Raw genomic sequence first — 21951 nt, 5'->3', positions numbered from 1 at the left:
CAACGCTAATAAACCACAAGCAATTCAAGAAAAGCCCAACACCACAAGCAACCAGACAACAAGCACTGCATAGACGAACAGAACAAGAAAAGCCCACCCCCACAAAGCGCCCCGCAGGCAAAAAAATTCCAGCACCTACCCCACCCCAAAAAACCTCAAAACCGAAACCCCATGAACACCATAAACCCCATGCCCCCAAACTCGCTCACCAACAAACCACGCGGCACCCCAAGCCGCCCCCACAACAATCAAATCACAATGCCCACTATTCCAAAGATTCAAAGAATGCCGCGCAGCAATCCAGGGCACACCCAAAGGATTAGGCCAATCGGCCAATAAATGCATCACCCCACCACAAGCAAACCCGAACACCGGCGCAGCATAGGCAGAATGCCCAAGCCAATGATAAGAACCCGCGAGCATCGCAACCCACCCCACACCCCAATGCGTCAACGTCCGATGCGTGATCCACAGCCTTCGCGCGCGTGACCACCAGGCCACTTCCAGCCAGTCCGGCGCCGTACTCCCCGCCACGGCGGCGACGAAGCTCAACAACACGCCGATATGAAACGAACCACCGCCGCCGACGCGAGCGACAACAGCCGCCGCGATAACACCGGCCGCAAACCCAGTCGCGTGATGTGCTTTGTTGGATGCCATCGAACCTCACGACGCAGCGCGCCGGATAAAAGCCAAGGGGCGGCTATGTTCGCAGATGAGCAGACAAAAAAATAGCCGACACGCGAGATAAAAAATCGCGCACCGGCCTGGTCCTCGGTGTTGTCCTCAACAACGCAGCCGCGTGACCAGAACCTCAGGTCGCACAGCGCGCAATATCGACACGCATTTCCGGTTCAGGCGGGTCGTCCGGCGCATTCGCGGGATGCATCACCTTGATGACCGAGCCGGCGTTGTACGGCGTCAGCGTGACGAAATACGAGTTGTTCGAATCGGAGCCGACGGCGATCTCGGTCGCGTCGCCTACGCGCGACATGCGCACGCGTGACAGCTTGCTTTCGAGGCAATCGGCGATATAGGCGGGAGCGCGCGGCGAAGACACATACACCATCGGTTGGGAGGCGTCGCGGGCGGGGCCGCTGGAGGAACCGCAGGCAGCGAGAAAAGCAGTGATGGCAGCAGCGGGAGCAAGCAGGAGAAGTCTTTTCATGGTCCGATCGTCGGCGTCCCCGGTCGTGCGCGGGAACTTGGGGCGCGGGCGAAGCACGGCGCGATTGAACGCAACGTCATGCTTCGCGACGAAGCCGCCGTTCAACCGCAACGACGTTACGGCAAGGAAGGCGACCGGCCTCAGTATACCCACCGCGCGCTCGCATCGTCACTACTGCTACGTCGAAACGTAAGAACGTAAGCCCGATGAAAAAACCCGCGCGTGATCGTGCCACGCGCGGGTTCATCTGCAGAGCGAAGGGCTACGCCGCTCCGCACGTGCAGCCGGAAAAACCTAGAAGCGGTGACGCAGGCCGACAGCCGCTGCAACCTGGTTGCCAGTCGACGAAGGCGCCAGCGTGTTGATCGCTGCTACGTTCGCGCCAAAGTTGCCGAGTTCACCCGATGCATGCTGATACACGCCTTCCACGTAGACGTCGGTACGCTTGCTCAGCGAGTAGTCGCCTTGCAGCGACACCGTGTGCCATTTCGGATCGCCCGAGCCGTTCGAACCCGACATCTTGCCGTCGGTGAACGTGTACGAAGCAGCGAGGCTCAATGCCGGCGTCAGCGCATATTTGCCGTTCAACTCGTAGTTGTCCAGATGCAGGTTCGTGCCTGCCACGCCAGGCAGCGTTACGCCGCCGACATCCACGCCCGTGATGCCGTCGAGTTGCGTATGCGTGTACACGAAGCCGGCCGTTGCCGGGCCGTACGTGTAGTTGATACCCGCGCCGAAGGTGCGCTGCAGGTTCGCCGCGACGGCGGCGGTGCCGTCGCCTTGCGAAACGGCGCCGCTCAGATTGGAATTACCCGACTTGTTCAGTTGCAGGTAAGCCGCGGCAACGCTCAACGGACCGTTGTCGTACGAAGCACCGGCGCTCCATGCGCGGTTGTTCGAGAACTGGCCGGCCGAATTGCTGAAGCCGTACAAGCCGCCGAATTTGAGGCCGGCATAGTTCGCGCTCGTGTACTTCACGGCGTTTCTGATCGAGAACGAGTTGTCCAGATTGTCGTTATCGAACGGGTGAGCGGCCAGGTTATTGCCGTAACCCGCGCCCGCTTCGGACAGCGGCGCGAGGTAATCGACGACGGAGTCGTATTGGCGACCGAGGGTCAGGGCGCCGTACTGATCGCTCTTCAGACCCACGAAGGCCTGGCGATTGAACATCGTGTTGCTTTCCGTATCCTGGCCGTTGTTCAGGTTGAAGCCGTTTTCCAACGTGAAGATGGCATGCAGACCGCCGCCGAGGTCTTCGCTGCCGCGCAGGCCGAAGTAGGTGTTCGACACCGAGCCGCTACCTTGCTGCCAGTTGCTGTGGCCGCCCTGGTTGTTCGAGTAGACCAGACCGGCGTCCAGCGTGCCGTACAACGTGACGCTGCTTTGTGCATGAGCGGTGATGGCGAACGCGCCCACGAGACCTGCTGCGATGAGGGTTTTTTTCATTTAGATAACTCCGGGACAGTGCATAGAGAATCGCATTCCAGTGCTTGCAGCCGATTCCGCCGGCTGCCTGACGATCCGCTGCGAAGTGTATGCCTGCTATTTATATATTTAAGCGCATATGGCACAACAATGCATTTTCCAATTCGTAATAGCGGATCCGAAGCTGTGTAAGTGCGGATGAATAAAAAGAAATTTCTGTGCGTGTGGCGACGCTGTAACTGTTTGTCAAATTACGAGTGTTGCTTGATAGCGACGCTCCTGCTGCGTCGCACTCAGTAAGGATTTGAGCGAATCTTTGCGTGGACTTCGATTCATTCTGATTTCTGCAATGCACTCTTCCAATTCATGTGCTCTATCCCGGGGAATTACGGATCTACAATTCAATTCACCCTTTGACCAGGGGTGTCTTTTTCATCTTTTTATACGCGGCTTTCGGGCCGCGTTTTTTTCAATTTTTTATAATCGTTTTATAAGTTCCCACGAATAACGAAATGCACTATTTCGATTGGCGAGGTGCGTGGCCCGGCTTGTCCATTCGTCAGAGGGCCGCATTCGGCAGGTGCGGGACGGGTAGAATCGCAGGCTTGAGTGTGTTTCCGCCCCCGCGAACGTGAGTAAACCTGTAATGACCGATCGACCCCTTCCATCGTCCGACACCGCTACTGATTCCCCGACGGAAGGTGCTTCCGAAATCCACGAAACCCCGCTCGAGCATCTGGAAGACGCGCTGCCCGAGACCCAGCACGAAGCGCGTCTGTGGCGCGACGACGGCTGGACCGCGCGCGTCATCAAGAATGAAGACGATGAAGGCTGGGCCGTCGCAATGATCAAGGACGGCGAAGCGGAACCGGCGCTCGTCGGCCCGTGGACGATGGGTCGCAACAAGAAAGATCCGAAGCCGCTCGATACGTCGGCGTTCAACACGCTGGTGAAAACCGCGTCTGAAGTGTTGCGCCGCCATGAGCAGCAACTGCGCGCCCAACTGCATAAGGAAGTGCGCGTGGCGAGCGCGGACGGCAATGACGAACTCGACATCACGCTCGACATCGTTCCCGACGAAGACGAGCCGTACGCGCTGCTCACCGCGCTGGACACATTCGGCGAACAGATCGCGCAAGTGCAGGTCGCGCCGAACTTCAAGCTGAGCAAGGCGAGCGCTGCCGCGTGGGTGGAAAACGAATTCCGCCGTCCGGGCTAGATCGGCAGTGATGGGGTCTAGCTAACGAACGGCTGAATTTAATATTACTAAAGCCTGTCAATATACTTTCACATTCACTTCATAGAATCCTCGCGTCATAGCGGCGCGAGCGTGAACCATGCGGTTTTGGGTCTGAGTGCGTGCCGGCTGTGCATTCACCCCCACTACCCAAACCCTGGATCACGACAACATGGCCGAGCCGTTCGACCTCTCCCGCCGTAAGGCCCTGAAATTACTTGCCGGTGCGCCGATGCTGCCGTTAGGCGGCCTCGCAACGGCGTCGATGCTGACCGCGTGCGGCGGCGGCAACGATCTGGCTGCTGCGCCGGCTACGCCCGGCAAGCCGGTCGTGAATTTCAGCTCGGCCGCTTTCACCGGCATGTCCGCACCGTCGCTCGCCAATCCGGCACTGATGGCAACCACCACGGTCGGCTCAGGCCTGACGATCTCGTATTCCGACGGCTCCACGAAGGCCTTTAAGCTCGCCTACCAGCCGTTTTTCATGACCGGTGACATGGTGCCGGACGGCAACGGCGGCACGGCGCTGGCAGGCGGCTACTTCGATATCAACAACCAGCCGATCTATGACGATTCGGTGCCGGGGAAACGACGCCAGTTCTTTTCGGACTCGCCGGACGGTACGTCGCTGCTGAAGATCGACGGCGCGAAGGTTGCCGGCGTGAAGGGCAACACGGTGTTCGCCGTGGTCCAGTTCGAATACACGACGCGCTCGCAATCCGAGGGCGACATGTACGGCCGCCTGCCGTCGCCGATCGCGGTGCTGACGCTGGATCAGGATCCGGCTACCGGCAAGCTGACGCTCGTCAAGTACCACAATGTCGACACGTCGCCCGCGAATGGCTTGTGGATCACCTGTGGCGCGAGCCTGTCGCCGTGGAATACGCATCTCTCCAGCGAGGAATACGAGCCGGATGCATTCACGACCAGCGCGAGCAACCTCGCGCAGTACAAGGCGTTCAACGAGAACCTCTATGGCAACCCGAACATTGCCTTCAATCCATATCTGTATGGTCATCTGCCGGAAATCACGGTCAAGGCGGATGGCACCGGGTCCGTCAGGAAGCACTATTGCCTCGGGCGCATTTCGCACGAACTGGTGCAGGTCATGCCGGACAACCGCACGGTGCTGATGGGCGACGACGCGACCAACAGCGGCCTCTTCATGTTCGTGGCCGACAACGAGAAGGATCTCTCCGCGGGTACGTTGTACGTGGCGAAAGTGGGCGCGGGCTTTTCGGTCGATCCGGCCGCGGCGGGCGCGGACCTGAAGTGGATCAAGCTGGGCCACGCGACGAGCGCGGAAGTCGAGGCCATGGCGAAATCGAACCGGCCGCAGGATGTGATCGACGTCAAATTGTCCGATCCCTCCGACGCCAGCTACAAGAAGATCTTCGCGGGCGGCGCAGCCCAGTGGGTGAAGGTCATGCCGGGCAAGGAAAAGGTCGCGGCCTTCCTCGAAACCCACCGCTACGCCTATCTGGCTGGCGGCAGCATGGGCTTCACGAAGATGGAAGGCACGACGGTCAACATCAAGGACAAGATCGCCTACTCGGCGTTGCAGAACATTGTCGATTCGATGGTGAAGGGCAACACGGCGAAGGGCTGGAACGCGGAGAGCAACATTTCCGTCGATGCCAAAATCGATGCCGGCGGTGTGCTTCAGCACAAGCTTGCGGGCGGCCAGAAGGATAACGAGGGCGCCGCGATCAATAGCGAGTGGGTGCCGGTGCATAGCAGCATGCTATTGGTCGGCAAGGACATCACCGCCGATGCGCTCGGGAACAAGGCCGACCCGGAGCGGGTTGCCAACCCCGACAACCTGAAGTTCTCGGAGAAGCTGCGCACGCTCTTTATCGGCGAGGACAGCAGCTACCACGTGAACAACTTTCTGTGGGCGTACAACGTCGATACGAAGCAACTCACGCGCTTGCTATCGACACCGTCCGGCGCCGAAGCGACCGGGCTGCATGTGGTCGATGAACTCAATGGCTGGACCTACATCATGAGCAACTTCCAGCACGCCGGCGACTGGGGCAGCCTGCATACACAGGCGCTGAAGGACACGCTCGATCCGCTGGTGCGCGCCAATTACAAGGACCGCTTCGGTGCGATGGTGGGATATCTGACCGCGGACCCGGCGGCGATCAAGCTGTAGGGGGCGAGTGGGGTAAAAGACGTGGCATAGGCCATCTGGCTGAGGCGCCAGCGAGGGGAATTCTCGCGATAATTTTCGGTTTCCCCTGCGGCTGGCGTATGAAGTGGATTTCGATTTTGCGACAAGGCTATATCGACGTAGCAAGCGTCCGATATGGCTTGTCGCACCTGCTCGCTGGCGCTTTCACTCTTGCTATTCCTGCTTCTGCGAAGTTTCCTGCCGCGACGGCGACCGTCCATGTCGAATACACGTCCCATTGCGTGTCGTTTGGACCAGCACCTGGTGAGCGATTGGATTTCGACATGCTCGGCAATGAACGGAAGATTCTCGACCACCGGCATATTGCTCGCGCGTTCTGTTTTGACAGACACCATTGGTCGCTTCGACTACCTGCAATCGTCGCGCAGTTGGACGAGCGGCGTTGCTACTTCACGGGCCATTCGAACTGGCTCGTGATCGAAGACATCACGCATCACGGCGAGCGGGTCGAGTATGAAGTGTTTTTCCGTCTGCGCCGGGCGGGAGCGAGTGCGTTGCGGCTCGTGATCGAGAGCGCCTACGTACGTGACATTCGCAAGGGGAAGGCGGGAATCCCGCGCAACCGGCGGAGCATCGTGCGATTTCGCGTGATGGCGGCAAAAATATTGAGGGGAGAGGCAATCCGCGATCCGAATGTCAGTCACTTTTAACTGAAGATCGCGCGCCAGAAACAGGTGAGGCCCCACGTGGGGGCCTCATAACTTCGCGGGTGCGCTTGATCGGTATAACCGACATAACCAGCACGGCTGGATCCTGTGACCAGGAGGCAGATGGACGCCCTTGGGGGCCCCGAAAAATCCATCTGCGCAAATTATAACGCGTAAAACGCCAACCCCCTATCTTCCGATCGGCCATTTCTCGCCGCCTCAACTCCGCTTGCAGAAAATCGCCGTCACGAGTGGCGCTACCCGATGCACGATCGCCGTGCTGCCGGCCTCGGCGAGCGCGGACTGGACCTTGGATTCGCCGCCGAACACCACCACGCCATAGGCGGAGCGGGCCACGGGTTCACCGTCGCCGACACGGAACATCGGATCGTCTTTTTCGTAGCCGACCACCGCGAAAACGCGAAAGCCGAATGCGGTCAGATTGGCGTCATGCGTCGGCGAAAAGGCATTGATCGAATTGCTTTCGACGCGCGTCGGCTTCGGATCGATCATCTGCTGCTGGACGAGATCGGCAATGAACTGATGACCGCTCTCATTGCAGGTGAGCGGTGCGTCGAGGGCGGCAGCGTGACTGCTGAGCGGCAGCGCGGCGGCCAGCGCGAGGAGTACAGACGAAAAGAAGCGTTTCATATACGTGAATGGCGGCCCGCATTCGATGTAGTGAGTTCGCAACGGGCGACGGCGGTGCGCCGTGCCCCGAAAAGACATTGCGCATCGAAGTAATCGGACGTGACAGGCGCAACTGGATTCGCACTTTAACGTGATTCGGCATATCTTGCGCGGCGTCTGACATGGATCGGCAACAAGGAACGCTTAAGAAAACGTTAAGGAAGGAAGCAAGCTTTTACGATCCCGTATATATTTCCGGGTTATGAATTCGCGACCACCAATTCCAACGAACGTTCCGGCCCCCAGAACATGGGATGCGAGGCTCGCCCGCCGACTAGTCACGCCGCTCGTCAACACCTGGGTTACGCCGAACCATCTGACCACGCTGCGCCTGCTGATCGGGCTTGCCGGCGCGCTGTGTCTCGCCCGCGGCGGATTTGCCTCTGCCAATGCGGGCGCCTTTCTGATCGTGCTGTCGAACTTTGTCGACCACACGGATGGCGAACTCGCGCGCATCGGCGGAAAGTCGAGCCGGATCGGTCATTTTTACGATCTGGCTTGCGACGCGCTCGTGACCGTCATGTTGTTCGTCGGCATGGGTATCGGTACGACGCATGTCGGCTCATTGAAAGTTTCACCCGGCTGGCTGGGTGCCGTGGCGGGTGTTGCGGTCGCGCTGATTTTCTTCCTGCGCATGCGCATCGAGGAGATGGCGGGCAAGGCGGGTACGAAGCAGGCGTCGGCCGCTGGTTTTGAAACGGAAGACGTGTTGTATCTGCTGCCGATCGTTACGCTGACCAGCGTCGTCATGCCGTTCGTTGTGGTAGCGTCGATCGGCGCGCCGCTCTTTGCCGCCTGGGTGGTAGTCGATTACTGGCGCGTGGCGCGCCGCGCCGTACACTCGGCGGCCGCTCCCGCCAAGGCGTCTGAAACCAGTCAAATGTGGGCCAGTGAATGAGTATGCACGCCGAAAACGACGTGATCGCTCCGATTTCCGTTGAACGTTCGCCGGCCTCTTCGCCGGCTTTGCAGGCTGCGTCTGCACCGAATGCCGACCGCGCCGTGGCGGGCCGCACGCGCACGTTTGACACACGGCGCCTCTCAAAAGATTTCGCCGATCAGGGCGCGTTCCTGTATCTCGACGATTTCCTCGCGCCCGAAGTCACCGCCCAGCTCGTTCAGAGCGCGCGCGGCCTTCTCGACGAAGTGAACCGCAACTATCTGCCGGGCCATAAACAGGGCGGCAGCGTCAGCCGCCATACGATCGACCGTCTCGCGCCATTCATCGCCGAACTGTATCGCTCGAAGGAACTGATCGGCTGGCTCGAGCAACTCAGCGGCGACAAGCTGCAAGTGTCGCCCGAGGACGATCCGCACGCCTATGCGCTGTACTACTACACGCGGGCCGGCGACCACATCGGCTGGCACTACGATACTTCGTACTATGATGGCCGCCGCTATACGCTGCTGCTCGGCGTGATCGACGAATCGTCGTGCCGGCTCGATTACGAGTTGCATACGCGTAATCCGGACGTGCCGGATCAGCCGGGTTCGGTGCAGATTCCGCCGGGCGGTCTGGTGTTTTTCGACGGCGATAAGCTGCGCCATCGCATCACGCCGGCCGGTGCCAACGAAATGCGCGTGTCGCTCACCTTCGAATACGTCACCGACCCGAACATGCGGCCGTGGCGCCGTTTCATCTCGAACATGAAGGACGCGATCGCGTACTTCGGCTTCCGCCAGGTTTTCCGTCAGATGCCCCAACGCGGCAAGGACCACGCATGACACGCGCGGCCCTGATTCTGCTGTCGATCGGGACGGCGCTCTTTGTCGGCCTGCTCGCGTGGCAGGGTTTCGGCTCGGTGGCCGCGGCGTTGGGCGCGGCAGGCTGGGGACTCGTGCTGGTCGCGGCGTTTCACGTCGTGCCGCTGGTGCTCGACGCCGGCGCAATTTCGATGCTGTTCCAGCGTCAGCGTGACGGCGTGCATCACGACGCGACGGTACGCGACGCATTGTTCACACGCTGGATCGGCGAATCGGTGAATAGCCTGTTGCCGGCCGGCCAGATCGGCGGCCCGGTCGTGATGGTGCGGCAACTGTCCCAGCGCGGCATGCGCATGCGTGACGCGGCCGCCGCTATTACCGTCAGCACCACGGCGCAGGCGCTCGCGCAAATCGTCTTCGCGCTGCTCGGGTTGCTGTTGTTCGGCGCTTACGCCGCACACGGCGCGCTTCACGATCTGCGAACTGCCACGCTGATCGCCACCGGCGTGCTGGGCGCGATGATCGCGGGTTTCTATTACGCGCAGCGGCGCGGCCTGTTCGGCCGTTTGCTGGGCGTGGTCTCGAAGCTGTTCGGCAAGCGCGACTGGTCGTCGCTGATGACGCGCGCCGAAGCCGTCGACGCCGCCGTGCAGGCAATGTACCGCGAGCGCGGCCGCGTCGCGGCGAGCTTCGCGCTGAGTCTGGTGGGCTGGATCGTCGGCACGGTCGAGGTGTGGCTCGCGCTGCGCTTTCTCGGCCATCCGGTCGACTGGGTCGACGCCCTGCTGCTCGAAAGTCTCGGGCAGGCGATTCGCGGCGCAGCGTTCATGATCCCGGGCTCGCTCGGGGTTCAGGAAGGCGGCTATCTGTTGCTCGCGCCGCTCGTGGGTTTGCCGCCGGAGGCGGCGCTGGCGTTGTCGCTCGCCAAACGTGCACGTGAAATTCTGCTGGGTTTGCCTGGACTACTGGTTTTGCACTTCAGCGAACGAAGCTGGCAACGGCGGCGCGCCACCGCGCGTGTGCCGGTTGTCGATTAATCTCCGAATTTTTTAAAGGACTGCGCATGCGTGCCATCATCCTCGCAGCGGGCCTCGGCCTGCGTCTCCAGCAACCGCCGCAGGCACAGTTCCCGAAGTGCCTGCTGCAGTTCGACGGCATGAGCCTGCTCGAACGGCATCTGCAGATGCTGGAAACCGCCGGCGTGACCGAGGTCGTGCTGGCGCTCGGTTTTCAGCCGGAATCGGTGCAGGCTGAACTGGAGCGGATCAACTGGCCGCATAAGGTGGAAACCGTGCTGAACTCGCGTTACGACCTGGGCAGCGTGCTGACGGTGCACACGGTGGCCGAGCCGCTGACACGCGGCGGCGACGTGCTGCTGATGGACGCCGACGTGCTGTACGACGAGCGCATTATGAGCGCGCTGGTGAAGGGCGAGACGGTCAACCGTCTGTTGATCGACCGTGATTTCGAAGCCGGCGACGAGCCCGTCAAGCTGTGCCTGAAAGACGGCGTGCCGGTCGAATTGCGCAAGCAGCTCGCCGTCAATCTCGAGTACGACACCATCGGCGAATCGGTGGGCTTCTTCCGCTTCCGCGAGGAAACCGCGCAGCGTTTCGCGCAGATCGTTGCAGGCTATGTGGAGAGCGACCGGGCCAACATGCCGCACGAAGAAGCAGTGCGTGACCTGCTGCTGGAGCGCAGCCAGGTGTTCGACACGGCCGACGTGACCGGTGCGCCGTGGATCGAGATCGACTTCCCGAACGACGTCGCTCGCGCAAGCACTGAGATCCTGCCGCAGTTGCAGCCGCTGGTCAGCGCATCGCGTTAAGTCTCGCTGCTGAATCGCCGCTGTATTGCATGGTGAGCCGGCCGCATGCCGGCTCACTATCGCGTCGTTTTTTCTTCCTTTCCCCTTCTGTTTTTTTGTCGTCAGCTCAGCTTCGTTGCGCGCTCAACTATTGGGCGATGCATAGCAACGCGTCATCCGGGCGAGGACGAAAAGGCTGCGCTTAACAACATCTGTTGTCGATGCGATGCCATAATCGCAGCTTTACACCGACGGCCTTGCAACCCGTCGTCATGCCAATGCCTCTCGCTTTAGGCACTTTCATCGTTCCGCTGATCGTCGCGTGTGCGATGTTCATGGAAAATGTGGACGGCACGGTCATCGTGACGTCGCTGCCTGTTCTGGCGCGCGATCTCGGCCAGGACCCCATCACCCTCAAGCTCGCCGTGACGGCCTACGTCATCGGCCTCGGCGTCTTTATTCCGATCTGCGGCTGGGTCGCTGACCGCTTCGGTTCCCGCACCGTCTTTCGCACTGCCATCGGCATCTTCATGGCCGGCTCGCTGATGTGCGCGGCGTCCACGTCGCTTGGCACGTTCGTGGTTGCGCGTTTCGTGCAGGGCATCGGCGGCGCGATGATGGTGCCGGTGGGGCGCATCATCATTTTCCGTTCGGTGCCCAAGTCGGACTTCATCCGCGCGGTCAACTATCTGACGGTGCCCGCGCTGCTCGGGCCGGTCGTGGGGCCACCGCTGGGTGGCTTCATCACGACGTATCTGCATTGGCGTCTGATTTTCTTCATCAACATTCCAATCGGCCTGCTGGGTATCTGGCTCGCGAACAAGCACATCGCCAACGTGCGTGAAGCGCATCCCGGCCGGCTTGACTGGACCGGCTTCGTGTTGTCGGCCAGCGGGGCGTCGCTGTTCATGCTGGGGCTCTCGCTGGTAGGCGGCGAACTGGTGTCGAACGCCATATCGGTCAGTATGTGCGCGATCGGCGTGTTGCTGCTGGTGGTGTACGTGCTGTACGCGAATCGCGTCGAATTGCCGGTGCTCGACTTGCGGCTGTTGCGCATTCCGAGTTTTCACGCGAGCGTGGTGGGCGGCTCGCTGTTTCGCATCGGCCTGGGCGCGGTGCCGTTTCTATTGCCGCTCGCGTTGCAGGAAGGCCTGGGCATGACCGCGTTCAAGTCGGGGTCGATCACCTGCGCATCCGCGTTCGGCTCGATCTTCATGAAGGCGGCCGCCTCGCGCATTCTCGGCCGGTTCGGCTTCCGCACGGTGCTGATGTTCAATGCCGGCTGCGCGGGCCTGGCGATTGCGGTCTACGGTCTGTTCTTTCCCGGCACGCCGCATTGGTTGATCTGGTGTGTGGTGCTGTTCGGCGGCTTCTTCCCGTCGTTGCAATTCACCTCGTTGAATACCTTGGCGTATGCGGATATTCCGAGCCGCGACGTGGGCCGCGCGACGAGCGTCGCGAGTGTGATCCAGCAGATTTCGTTGGGACTCGGCGTGACGATTGCGGGCATCGTGCTGCAAATCTCGCATAACGTGCAGGGTCATTCCACCATCGTGTTTTCCGACTTCTGGCCGGCGTTCCTCGTGGTCGGTCTGTTCTCGTTCCTGTCGATTCCGGTGACCGCGCGCTTGCCGCACGGCACCGGTGACGAAATCGCACGCGGCAACCGCGGTAGCGCTTGACTGTTCAACGCGGTGCGCTGTGCTGTGCCTCATGGTGCGGCGCACCGCCTGCGTTCGATGCCGATTCGAGCATGGCTACTCGCGAATGTTCGCGACATTGAACCGAGTGTTTTTTGTGTGCCGCAGCATGCACCGTATGCGTGCAAGCGCTTCGCAATTGGTGGACCGGCATGTTATAAGCCCAAGACAGCTTTCATTATCGTCAGATGAAAAAGTCGTCTTGGGGGATATCCAATGAAGTTGTTTCACCATGCCAGATCGTCTGTTAGCGGACTTGCGCTAGTTGCACTCGTCTCTGTTTCAAGCGGTTTTCTCGAAGTCACTCCGGCCCTTGCCAAAGCGCCCGCGCAAGCGCAGCCGGCGATTCTCACGGCGTCCGCCATTGCGGTCGCCGACAAGTACAGCGCGGACGCCGCGGAACAGATTTTCAAGGAAGGCGGCAACGCCGTCGACGCAGCCGTTGCGATTGCCTTCACGCTTGCCGTGACGTATCCGGAAGCGGGCAACATCGGCGGCGGCGGTTTCATGACGCTGTATGTCGACGGCAAACCATACTTCCTCGATTATCGCGAACGCGCGCCGTTGGCGGCCACCAAGAATATGTACCTCGACGACAAGGGCGAGGTTATCAAGGGCATGAGCCTGTTCGGTTATCGCGCGGTGGGCGTGCCGGGCACCGTCGACGGCATGTGGCAAGCGCAGCGCCGCTTCGGCAAACTCAAATGGAAGCAGGTGCTCGCACCGGCGATTCACTATGCGCGCGACGGCTTTGAAGTCAGCGAGCAATTGCAGCAACGCCGTGACGATGCTGCGAAAGACTTTGCCGGCAAGACCAACTTCGACACCTATTTCGGCAACCTGAAGCAGGGTGTCAACTTCAAACAACCGGATCTCGCCGCCGTGCTGCAGCGTATTTCGGATCAGGGTGCGAAAGACTTCTATCAAGGCAAGACGGCCGATCTGATCGCGGCATCCATGCGTGGACACGGCCTGATTACGAAGGCGGACCTGCAGCAATACAAGGCGGTATGGCGTCAGCCGATCCAGGCCGACTGGAACGGCTATCGCGTGATTACCGCGCCGCCCCCGAGTTCGGGCGGTATCGGTCTCGTGCAGTTGCTGAAGATGAAGGCCGACATCGCGCCCGACTTCAAGGACGTTACGCTTAATTCCGCACAGTACGTGCACCTGATCGCTGAAATCGAGAAGCGCGTGTTCGCCGATCGTGCGCAGTATCTCGGCGATCCGGACTTCTACAAGGTGCCGGTCGCACAATTGACCGACGACGCGTATATCGCGAAACGTGCCGCTGAAGTGAACCCGACTACGCCATCGGATACGAAGAGCGTGCAACCGGGTCTGGGCACGTCGATGCCGGAGAAAGCGGAAACCACGCACTTCTCGGTGATCGACAAGTGGGGTAATGCCGTGTCGAATACGTACACCATCAACGGCTACTTTGGCTCGGGCGTGGTGGCGGATCGCACGGGTATCGTGCTGAACGACGAGATGGACGACTTCTCCGCGAAGCCGGGCGTTGCGAATATGTTCGGCGTGGTGGGCAGCGACGCGAATTCGATCGAACCGAAGAAGCGCCCGTTGTCGTCGATGAGCCCGACGATTCTGACGAAGGACGGCAAAGTGTCGCTCGTGATCGGCACGCCGGGTGGCTCGCGCATCTTCACGTCGATTTTCCAGGTGATCAACAACGTCTACGACTTCAATATGCCGTTGCAGGAAGCCGTGGGGGCGATGCGCTTCCATCACCAATTGTTGCCGCCGAACACGATCTTCTGGGAGCCGTACAAGCCGATCGAAGGCGAGCTCGCCAAGCAGATCGAAGCCAAGGGTTACACGCTGAAGGGGCAGGATTTCAGCGGCGACATCCAGGCGATCAAGGTCAATGGCGATACGCCGGAAGCTGCAGCCGATCCGCGCGGCCGTGGCGTGACGCGGGTGATTCAGTGAGCGTTTGACTTCAATCGCTTAGGTGTATTTAAGCGGCGCATCTTTGCGGATGCGCCGCATGCAGAAAAGAAGCCTCGCGCTCGATCGAGCGTGAGGCTTTTTTATCCGCGAGATTTATGGCGTGTGGGCGCTCTTTGGGCGCCGGGTTCGCTTGACTACGAGGCCTCTCTCCGTCCGTCGCGGGTAGTCGAGCGAATCAGCTTGTCTGCTCGACTGGCGTCAAGGTCAATTCGAGCCGTTGCGCGCCGCGCAACACAGTCACATTGACCGGCTTGTCGATACGCGATGCATCGAGCGTGCGTTGCAGGCTATCGACGTCTTGCACGGCAAGCGCATCGATCGCGACGATCGTATCGTCGGTGCGCAGGCCGCCGAGCGCGGCCGGGCTGCCTTTGACGATTTCCATGACATGCACGCCGCTCTCCGAACTCAGGCCGAAATAGCGTTGCACACGGCGCGACAGCGGCCTTATGGTGCCGGCCACGCCGATGTACGCGCGCCGCACGCGGCCGTGCGCGAAGATCTGCATGATGACCCACTTGGCCGTATCGATCGCGGTGGCGAAGCAGATCGCCTGCGCGCCGGGAATGATCGCGGTGTTCACGCCAATCACCTGGCCGGCCGAATTGATCAGCGGGCCGCCTGAATTGCCGGGATTGAGCGCGGCGTCCGTCTGGATCACGTCGTAGATCATGCGGCCCGAATTCGAACGCAGCGAGCGCCCAAGCGCCGAGACGACACCGGTCGTCACGGTTTGCGCGAGGCCGAGGGGATTGCCGACCGCGATCGCGATCTGGCCAACGCGCAGCTTCGACGATTCGCCGAGTTCGACGTGCGGCAGCGGCTCCGGCGAACCGATGCGAAGGACTGCCAGATCGCTGCCGGGATCGTCGCCGACCAGATCGGCGTCGAACTTCGCGCCGTCGCCGAGCGTCACCTCGATATGCGTGGCGCCGTGCACGACGTGGCTGTTGGTGAGCAGATAGCCGTCTGGCGTGAACAGAAAGCCCGAGCCGGTGCCGCCGCGCGCACCGCGGCTTTCGCGCCCGGCAGGAGCGCCGGGTAGCCGTCGCTCGACGGAAATGAAGGCGACCGCCTGCTGAACGCGTTCCAGCGCGCCAATTACCGTGCGGGAATAGGCGTCGAGCAGGGCGTCGTCGGATAAAACAGTGAGTGGATCGTGCCCGGGGGCGTCGGATGCGGCGCGCGACAGGTCATCGATGAAGCGTGGACGGCTTCCCATGGCGATGCTCCGGATAAACGGAAATCGAGATGCGGGGCGGCGCGCGGGTTTTCAAGTGCGGGCAGGGTGGGGGCGCGGGCTGCCTGTGAGACACTTTCTTGTGGGGGACCACGCCGAAGCGGGCGTTGCCCGAGGTGGAATGCCGGCCAATGCCTGGACCGACGCCTGCGTTCGTGCCAAAGCCAAAGCCAAATCGCGCACTGCCGGGGCTCACGTCATAGAAGTCCTTCCGGTGCCCCCCGTACCAAGGAGACAGTCGCCATGAACTCGCCCACCACGTCAGCCGCAGCCTCTGCCTCGTCGAGCGCATCGAGTGCGCCGACAGACTCGACCGAACCAACCGAACCGCACATCGAGTCCCTCAGCGCCATCACGCTCGCCACCCGCGATATGCCCCGTGCGGTGCTGTTTTACGAAGCGCTCGGTTTTCCGATCAAATTCGGTGGTTCGCAGGAAGCGTTTACCTCGTTTGCATTCGGCGGCTCGTACCTGAACCTGATCGTCGACACACGCGCACCCGTCAACTGGTGGGGCCGCGTCATCATGTATGTCTCGGACGTCGACGCGCTCTACCGGAAGGCGCTGGCGGCGGGTTTGAAGCCGTCGTTCGAACCGTCCGATGCGCCGTGGGGCGAGCGCTATTTTCACATCACCGATCCCGATGGCCACGAGCTCAGCTTCGCGAAACCGTTGCGTTAGCGCTGGGCGGCAGCGCTAAACTCGTTATCATGGATGGACTACAAGGTGCGCAAACCGCCGGCGGGCATGCATCGCCCCAAGGTGCGGCGGCCGCGTTGGTAACACGGCTGACACCTGGCGCTTCGATAATCGAACCCGTTCGCGACGCGCATACGCCGCGCGCTTAACCATTTCCGTTGCCAGGAGAGTCGCAATGAAAGAGCTGGATCCGAGACCCGAGGCCGAAGTCATGGCAGAACGGCAACGCCGTTTCGAAGAGGACCTCATCGATGCCTATGACGAGGAACTCGAAATGGAGGTCGACGACCGCATCATCGACGGCGCTGAGGGCTTTACCCCCGAGCATCGCGAAGCGCGCAAGGTGTACTTCCGCGAGTTGTTCCGTTTGCAGGGCGAGCTGGTCAAACTGCAGGACTGGATCGTGCAGACCGGCCATCGGCTGGTGGTGATTTTCGAAGGACGCGACGCGGCCGGGAAGGGCGGCGCGATCAAACGCATCACGCAGCGGCTCAATCCGCGCGTGTGCCGCGTGGCGGCGCTGCCGGCGCCGAACAATCGTGAGCGTACGCAATGGTATTTCCAGCGTTACGTGTCGCATCTGCCGGCCGGCGGCGAAATGGTGCTGTTCGACCGCAGCTGGTACAACCGCGCGGGCGTCGAACGCGTGATGAATTTTTGCAGCGACGACGAGTACGAAGAGTTTTTCCGCTCGGTGCCGGAATTCGAAAAGATGCTGGCGCGCAGTGGCGTGCAGATTCTCAAATACTGGTTTTCGATCACGGACGAAGAACAGGAAATCCGCTTTCAGAACCGCATCCACGATCCGCTGAAGCAGTGGAAGCTGAGTCCGATGGATCTGGAAAGCCGGCGCCGCTGGGAAGCCTATACGCAGGCGAAAGAAGTCATGCTGCAGCGCTCGCATATTCCCGAGGCGCCGTGGTGGGTCGTGCAGGCGGTCGACAAAAAACGCGCGCGTCTGAACTGCATTCACCATCTGCTGAGCCAGGTGCCGTATCACGAGATCGAGCACCCGCTTATCGAATTGCCGGCGCGGGTCTATCACGACGAATATAGCCGCCAGCCGGTGCCGTCCTCGATGATCGTGCCTGAAATCTATTGATCGATTTTCGGCTCGGTGAAATGAAAAAGCGCGGCAATCGCCGCGCTTTTTTTATTTCGCTGATGCCGGTTTTGTACCCGGCATCAGCGATTGCAGCAGTTTCAGAACACCATCCGGAACAGCCAGTACAAGCCCCCGGCCAGCGCGATTGAGACCGGCAGCGTCAACACCCATGCGAGCACCAGGCTGCGCACCGTGCCCCATTGCAGGCCGGAACCGTTGGCCGCCATGGTGCCGGCCACCCCTGACGACAGCACGTGTGTCGTCGAGACCGGCAAGCCGTACATGTCGGCCGCGCCGATCGTCAGCATCGCCACCACTTCAGCCGAAGCGCCCTGCCCATAGGTCAGATGCTGCTTGCCGATCTTCTCGCCAACGGTGACGACGATGCGCTTCCAGCCGACCATCGTGCCGAGACCCAGGGCAATCGCCACGGCGACTTTGACCCACGTCGGGATGAACTTCGTGGCGTGATCCGTTTGCGCCTTGAAGTTGTCGATGGCTTTCGCGTCTTCGGGGGAGAAGGCCGGCTGTTTGCTCTTTTCCATCAGACGAATGGCTTCGGACGCGACATACATGTTGTTGCGGACGTTATCGACGATGTTTTGCGGCACGGCCGCCATCGATCCGGACTCGCCGACCTGCTGGCCGATCACCGTGGTCAACTGCTGCAAGGCCGGCAAGGTAGCCGGCGTCAAATGGCGGGTGCGCACGTATTCTTCGACGTCGCCGCGCGGATCGGCGGACGGCGCGGCGCCCTGGGCGTACTTGCTGAGCGTCGTGGAGGCCTGCTGTGCCACGGCGAGGAAGGTCTGCGTTTCGGCCGGCGTGACCGCCTTGTTCAGCGCATATGCCGTCGGCACCGTGCCGATCAGGATCAGCATGATGAGGCCCATACCTTTCTGCCCGTCGTTCGAACCGTGCGCGAACGAAACGCCGGTACAGGTCAGAATCAGCAGGCTTCGAATCCAGAACGGGGGCGGTTCCTTGCCTTTAGGCTCGGCATACAATGCCGGAACCCGCACCACCGCTTTCAGGATCAGCAGCAACAAACCGGCGGCGAGAAAGCCGACCAGCGGCGAAAACAGCAGCGACTTGCCGACGCCGAGCGCCTGATTCCAATCCACGCCGCTCGTGCCATTTGCGCCGTGCAGCAACTGATTCATCAGGCCGACGCCGATGATCGAGCCGATCAGCGTATGCGAGCTCGACGAAGGCAAACCGAAATACCAGGTGCCGAGATTCCAGATGATCGCCGCGATCAGCAGCGCAAAGACCATCGCGAAGCCCGCGCTGCTACCCACTTGCAGAATCAGTTCGACAGGCAGCAGCTGCAGAATGCCGAATGCCACTGCACCCGTTGAAGTCAGCACCCCGAGGAAGTTCCATGCGCCGGACCAGACCACCGCAATGTTCGGCGCGAGCGAATGCGTGTAAATCACGGTCGCAACCGCGTTGGCGGTGTCATGAAAGCCGTTGACGAACTCGAAGCCCAGCGCGATCAGTAGCGCAACGCCGAGCAGAAGATAGGGTAGGAACGAGCCTTCGCGCACCGGTTCCAGATCGGTTGCCAGATGCATGGCGCAATAAACTGCGCCGATCGCAATCACGATGAGGAAAATGATGAGGCCTAGATTGCGCCCCTTTCCACTTGCAGTGCTCGGTTGTGGGTACGAAAGTTCCGGCATGGCATGAGCCCTTAAGTTTGTCGCGGGGAACTGTCGATGCTGCTGTGGCTATGTGTCGCAATGATGACAATGACGTGACCGTTATGCGGAGCGGGCGTACGCGGAAAGGCGCGTCCAGATTGGCGCTACGGGAAAGACTGCCGCGTGCGCGGCGCGTCGGAGCGATACGTGGTCCGAAAAGAACTATGTTCGAAGTGCGCTTGGGCAGTGGAATGGATTTTCCGGTTCAACTGCCATTAGGGTCGCATACGGACTCGTGCGATCCAGTCGGCCACCATGACTGGCTGCGGCCTGCGGTCCATGCAACGCGTATTGACTGGCGCCGCTTCTCGTACGGTTTCGACGATGCGTCGGCGTATATTTCTCGGGACCTTTTTTTGCTAGGCTGGCGCTAAGGTGCCTTCTGAAGGAGGTTCGATGAAGCGAGCGAGCCGGAAAACCGGCAAACAGACCACGGATAGCAAGCCGGCCGGCACAGAGCCATCGGCGGAGGTGGCCTTTGCATCGTACGCGGCCCCCCTCGTCGATGAGGCGATCGAACATGCCGATGCGGTGCGCGAAGACGCGTCGCCGGAAGCGTTGCACAAACTGCGTGTGTCGCTGCGGCGGTTGCGTTCGTTGTGGTGGGCGTTTGAGCCTTTGCTGGACAAAGGCGAGAATACGCGCCAACGGGCGCTGTATAAATATCTGGCGACGGCAGCCGGCAAGACGCGCGACTGGGACATCCTGATCGATCTGGTTGCTCAGGACGAGCGCATCGCGCACGAGATGACCCCCCAACTCCAGGCGGCGCGCGGCGGCGCGCTGGCGACGAGCCGTGAAACGCTGTCGAACGCGGACGTCAAACATTTGCTGCAAGACGCACTGACCAGCGCCAATAAGGAATTGAACACGGCCCATGAGCGCGTGCCGCTGCAAAAATTCGCCGACACGCGCGTCGCCGTTTCCGAACGTTCGCTGAAAAAACGCATAAAACGCGCGTCTCGCACGAAGCGCTCCAACTACACCGCATTTCACGACGTCAGGAAGGCGGGGAAAAAAGTGCGCTATCTGCTCGAGTTTTTCGAGCCGGTTCTAAGCGGCAGTCACAAACGTGTCCTGAAGCGGTTAAAGCAGATTCAGAAGCGTTTCGGTACGCTGAACGATATCGTCGCAAGCGAGATGCTGCTGCGCGACAATGCTGACTTGCTGGCTGGGTCCAGCGATATCGATGCAGCGCGGGACTGGTTCAGGAAAGAGCGCAAACGCCGGATGCGCGCGGCGGCGAGGCTGCTGCGCAAACTGTGACGCGGTGCGAAGGGCAGCCGGTCACTCCGGGGCTCGCACGGACGCCTCAGCTGCGCCGGGGGGCGAACCCGCGCAGCGTTACCGCGCCACGTACCTCACCGTAGGGCTCCGGCGTGCGCTTGCGGCGGCCCGGTTCGTCCGCCGGCGCGAGAGGTTCGACGGGAAAACCGCGCCTTTGCCAGGCGTCGAGGCCGCCCCTCAAGGCGCGAATCCGCGTGTAGCCGTTCAGGCGCATCCGCTGCGTGATCTCGACGGCGGTCGCGCTGTCCGGGCAAATGCAGTAAATCACCATGTCATGGACGAGCAGCGCACCGTCGATCTGTTCCGGCGAGTGCGGGTCGAGCGTCAGTACGCCGGGAATGGGGCGCAGCGCTTCGCCCGTCGATGCGGGTGGACGGGCATCCAGGACCTTGGGCGGCGTGATGCGGCGCCATCCGCCGGCTGCCGCTTGCGACGCAGCCGCGGAGGCGGCGTCCGCGAAACGGCGTCGTTCGCGGCGTCGCTGCTGCAGGCGGTACACCAGATAGGCCAGCGCTGCGGCCAGCAGGATGTCGATCACCGTGCCGCCGCGTGCTTTGACGAAGGCGAGCAGCATATGCAACTGCCGTTCCGCCGCCGCGCCGCCGAGCAGCCAGAAGGTCGCCCACGCCAGCGCGCTGGCGAGGTCCCACACAGCGTAGATGCGGCTATCCACAGCGGTCGTACCCATGAGCGGCGGGGTGATGAGTCCCAGCCCGGGGACGAACTTCGAGATCGACACGAGTGGGACGCCGAAGCGCTCGAATAGCGAGCGGGCCTTGTCGACTCTGGCATCGACCGCTGGGGAAATCCGGCCCAGGGCCGCGATCAGTTTGCGGCCGTAGATGCGGCCGGCGGCGAACCATGCGCCGTCGCCGATCAGCGCGCCGAGCACGGCGGCGAACAGAATCGGCCAGAAAGACAGCGTGCCGGCGGCAATCGCCGAGCCCGCGAAGAGCAGCACCGGGACGGCGGGAATCGGCAGGCCGAGCCGCGTCAACAGGACGTTCACAAAAACGAACACGCCGCCCCACGTTGAAACCGCCGACGACGGAAACTCTACCAATTGCGGAACTCCTGTTGTGACGGTTGGGCCGCGCTTCGGCGGCGGCCCGTTCTGGCGGGACGCAAAGCGTGTTCCCGGGGCGTCGATCCCTATGCCTGTTCGGTTCGCGTCGGCGGGATCCTATTTCGATCAGGATACCCGATGGGCCTGTATACAGCGCCGGGCCCCTGCCTGACCGCCAACCCGAATCGCACCGCTATGGCATGAAGCGGGACGCCTGTTCGTCCTGACAGTACGCCTCGCCCCGCTGAACGGCGGCTTCTCTGCAATTTCGTTCAAGACCGCGCGTGTTCGCCGCCGCTAGT

19 protein-coding genes are annotated in these 21951 nt (G+C 61.4%); 12 read left to right on the top strand and 7 right to left on the bottom strand.

The window, feature by feature from the left end; genetic code table 11:
• Positions 1-135: 135 nt before the first annotated feature.
• The 3 genes from PQQ95_RS06955 to PQQ95_RS06945 all read right to left on the bottom strand — a co-directional run bounded on the left by PQQ95_RS06955 (position 136) and on the right by PQQ95_RS06945 (position 2614).
• Positions 136-660, bottom strand: coding sequence for a metal-dependent hydrolase (locus PQQ95_RS06955; RefSeq protein WP_408436092.1), 525 nt, complete (start codon positions 658-660; stop codon positions 136-138).
• A gap of 154 nt (positions 661-814) precedes the next feature.
• The gene (locus PQQ95_RS06950; RefSeq protein ID WP_408436090.1) at positions 815-1168 is read right to left on the bottom strand and encodes a sugar ABC transporter ATPase; all 354 of its coding nucleotides are present in this window, start codon (positions 1166-1168) and stop codon (positions 815-817) included.
• 294 nt (positions 1169-1462) lie between these two features.
• Entirely contained in the window at positions 1463-2614 is a 1152-nt protein-coding gene (locus tag PQQ95_RS06945) for a porin (protein ID WP_408436089.1), read from the bottom strand.
• A 625-nt stretch (positions 2615-3239) separates the two neighbouring features.
• Here PQQ95_RS06945 and PQQ95_RS06940 point away from each other — a divergent pair.
• From PQQ95_RS06940 to PQQ95_RS06930, 3 genes are all read left to right on the top strand, one after another.
• Positions 3240-3812, top strand: a complete 573-nt coding sequence (locus PQQ95_RS06940) for a hypothetical protein (protein WP_408436087.1) — start codon at positions 3240-3242, stop codon at positions 3810-3812.
• A gap of 190 nt (positions 3813-4002) precedes the next feature.
• Complete coding sequence (locus PQQ95_RS06935) at positions 4003-5988, top strand: PhoX family protein (protein WP_408436085.1); 1986 nt, start codon at positions 4003-4005, stop codon at positions 5986-5988.
• 98 nt (positions 5989-6086) lie between these two features.
• A complete protein-coding gene (locus PQQ95_RS06930; protein ID WP_494471476.1) occupies positions 6087-6677 on the top strand; it encodes a YjaZ family protein in 591 nt (196 codons plus the stop codon).
• Between the two features lie 216 nt (positions 6678-6893).
• Here PQQ95_RS06930 and PQQ95_RS06925 read toward each other — a convergent pair whose 3' ends face one another.
• The gene (locus PQQ95_RS06925) at positions 6894-7325 is read right to left on the bottom strand and encodes a hypothetical protein (protein ID WP_408436081.1); all 432 of its coding nucleotides are present in this window, start codon (positions 7323-7325) and stop codon (positions 6894-6896) included.
• A 241-nt stretch (positions 7326-7566) separates the two neighbouring features.
• Here PQQ95_RS06925 and PQQ95_RS06920 point away from each other — a divergent pair, with 241 nt between their 5' ends.
• The 6 genes from PQQ95_RS06920 (at position 7567) to ggt (ending at position 14525) form a co-directional block, all read left to right on the top strand.
• Positions 7567-8262 (top strand): CDP-alcohol phosphatidyltransferase family protein, encoded by a 696-nt coding sequence (locus PQQ95_RS06920; protein WP_408436079.1) that lies wholly within the window; start codon positions 7567-7569, stop codon positions 8260-8262.
• Positions 8259-9089 (top strand): HalD/BesD family halogenase, encoded by an 831-nt coding sequence (locus tag PQQ95_RS06915; RefSeq protein WP_408436077.1) that lies wholly within the window; start codon positions 8259-8261, stop codon positions 9087-9089. Before PQQ95_RS06920 ends, PQQ95_RS06915 begins: the two co-directional genes overlap by 4 nt.
• On the top strand, positions 9086-10105 hold the full coding sequence (locus tag PQQ95_RS06910) for a flippase-like domain-containing protein (RefSeq protein WP_408436075.1): 1020 nt from the start codon (positions 9086-9088) through the stop codon (positions 10103-10105). The genes PQQ95_RS06915 and PQQ95_RS06910 overlap by 4 nt, the downstream gene beginning before the upstream one ends.
• Positions 10106-10131: 26 nt before the next feature.
• Positions 10132-10896, top strand: coding sequence for a phosphocholine cytidylyltransferase family protein (locus tag PQQ95_RS06905; RefSeq protein WP_408436073.1), 765 nt, complete (start codon positions 10132-10134; stop codon positions 10894-10896).
• A gap of 257 nt (positions 10897-11153) precedes the next feature.
• Positions 11154-12557 carry an MFS transporter gene (locus tag PQQ95_RS06900; RefSeq protein ID WP_408436071.1) on the top strand — a complete coding sequence of 468 codons (1404 nt, stop codon included), beginning with the start codon at positions 11154-11156 and terminating at the stop codon, positions 12555-12557.
• A 234-nt stretch (positions 12558-12791) separates the two neighbouring features.
• On the top strand, positions 12792-14525 hold the full coding sequence (gene ggt, locus PQQ95_RS06895; protein ID WP_408436069.1) for a gamma-glutamyltransferase: 1734 nt from the start codon (positions 12792-12794) through the stop codon (positions 14523-14525).
• A gap of 196 nt (positions 14526-14721) precedes the next feature.
• Here ggt and PQQ95_RS06890 read toward each other — a convergent pair whose 3' ends face one another.
• Positions 14722-15768 carry a S1C family serine protease gene (locus PQQ95_RS06890; RefSeq protein ID WP_408436067.1) on the bottom strand — a complete coding sequence of 349 codons (1047 nt, stop codon included), beginning with the start codon at positions 15766-15768 and terminating at the stop codon, positions 14722-14724.
• Positions 15769-16029: 261 nt separating this feature from the next.
• Between PQQ95_RS06890 and PQQ95_RS06885 the strand changes: the two genes are divergently transcribed.
• Together PQQ95_RS06885 and ppk2 are read left to right on the top strand one after the other, a co-directional pair.
• A complete protein-coding gene (locus tag PQQ95_RS06885) occupies positions 16030-16467 on the top strand; it encodes a VOC family protein (protein WP_408436065.1) in 438 nt (145 codons plus the stop codon).
• Positions 16468-16660: 193 nt separating this feature from the next.
• Positions 16661-17587 (top strand): polyphosphate kinase 2, encoded by a 927-nt coding sequence (gene ppk2, locus PQQ95_RS06880; protein ID WP_408436063.1) that lies wholly within the window; start codon positions 16661-16663, stop codon positions 17585-17587.
• A gap of 101 nt (positions 17588-17688) precedes the next feature.
• Here the strand turns inward: ppk2 and PQQ95_RS06875 are convergent, their stop codons facing one another.
• Positions 17689-19275, bottom strand: coding sequence for an inorganic phosphate transporter (locus PQQ95_RS06875; protein WP_408436061.1), 1587 nt, complete (start codon positions 19273-19275; stop codon positions 17689-17691).
• Positions 19276-19692: 417 nt separating this feature from the next.
• Here PQQ95_RS06875 and PQQ95_RS06870 point away from each other — a divergent pair, with 417 nt between their 5' ends.
• Entirely contained in the window at positions 19693-20562 is an 870-nt protein-coding gene (locus tag PQQ95_RS06870; RefSeq protein WP_408436059.1) for a CHAD domain-containing protein, read from the top strand.
• A gap of 46 nt (positions 20563-20608) precedes the next feature.
• On the opposite strand, the gene PQQ95_RS06865 is transcribed toward PQQ95_RS06870, so the two are convergent.
• Complete coding sequence (locus PQQ95_RS06865) at positions 20609-21646, bottom strand: VTT domain-containing protein (protein WP_408436057.1); 1038 nt, start codon at positions 21644-21646, stop codon at positions 20609-20611.
• Between the last annotated feature and the right edge of the window lie 305 nt (positions 21647-21951).

Origin of the sequence: Paraburkholderia caffeinilytica, assembly GCF_046030355.1 — a bacterium.
GTDB lineage: Bacteria > Pseudomonadota > Gammaproteobacteria > Burkholderiales > Burkholderiaceae > Paraburkholderia > Paraburkholderia caffeinilytica_B.
The sequence above is the reverse complement of the archived record's forward strand: the minus strand, read 5'-3'. Positions and strand labels throughout refer to the sequence as shown.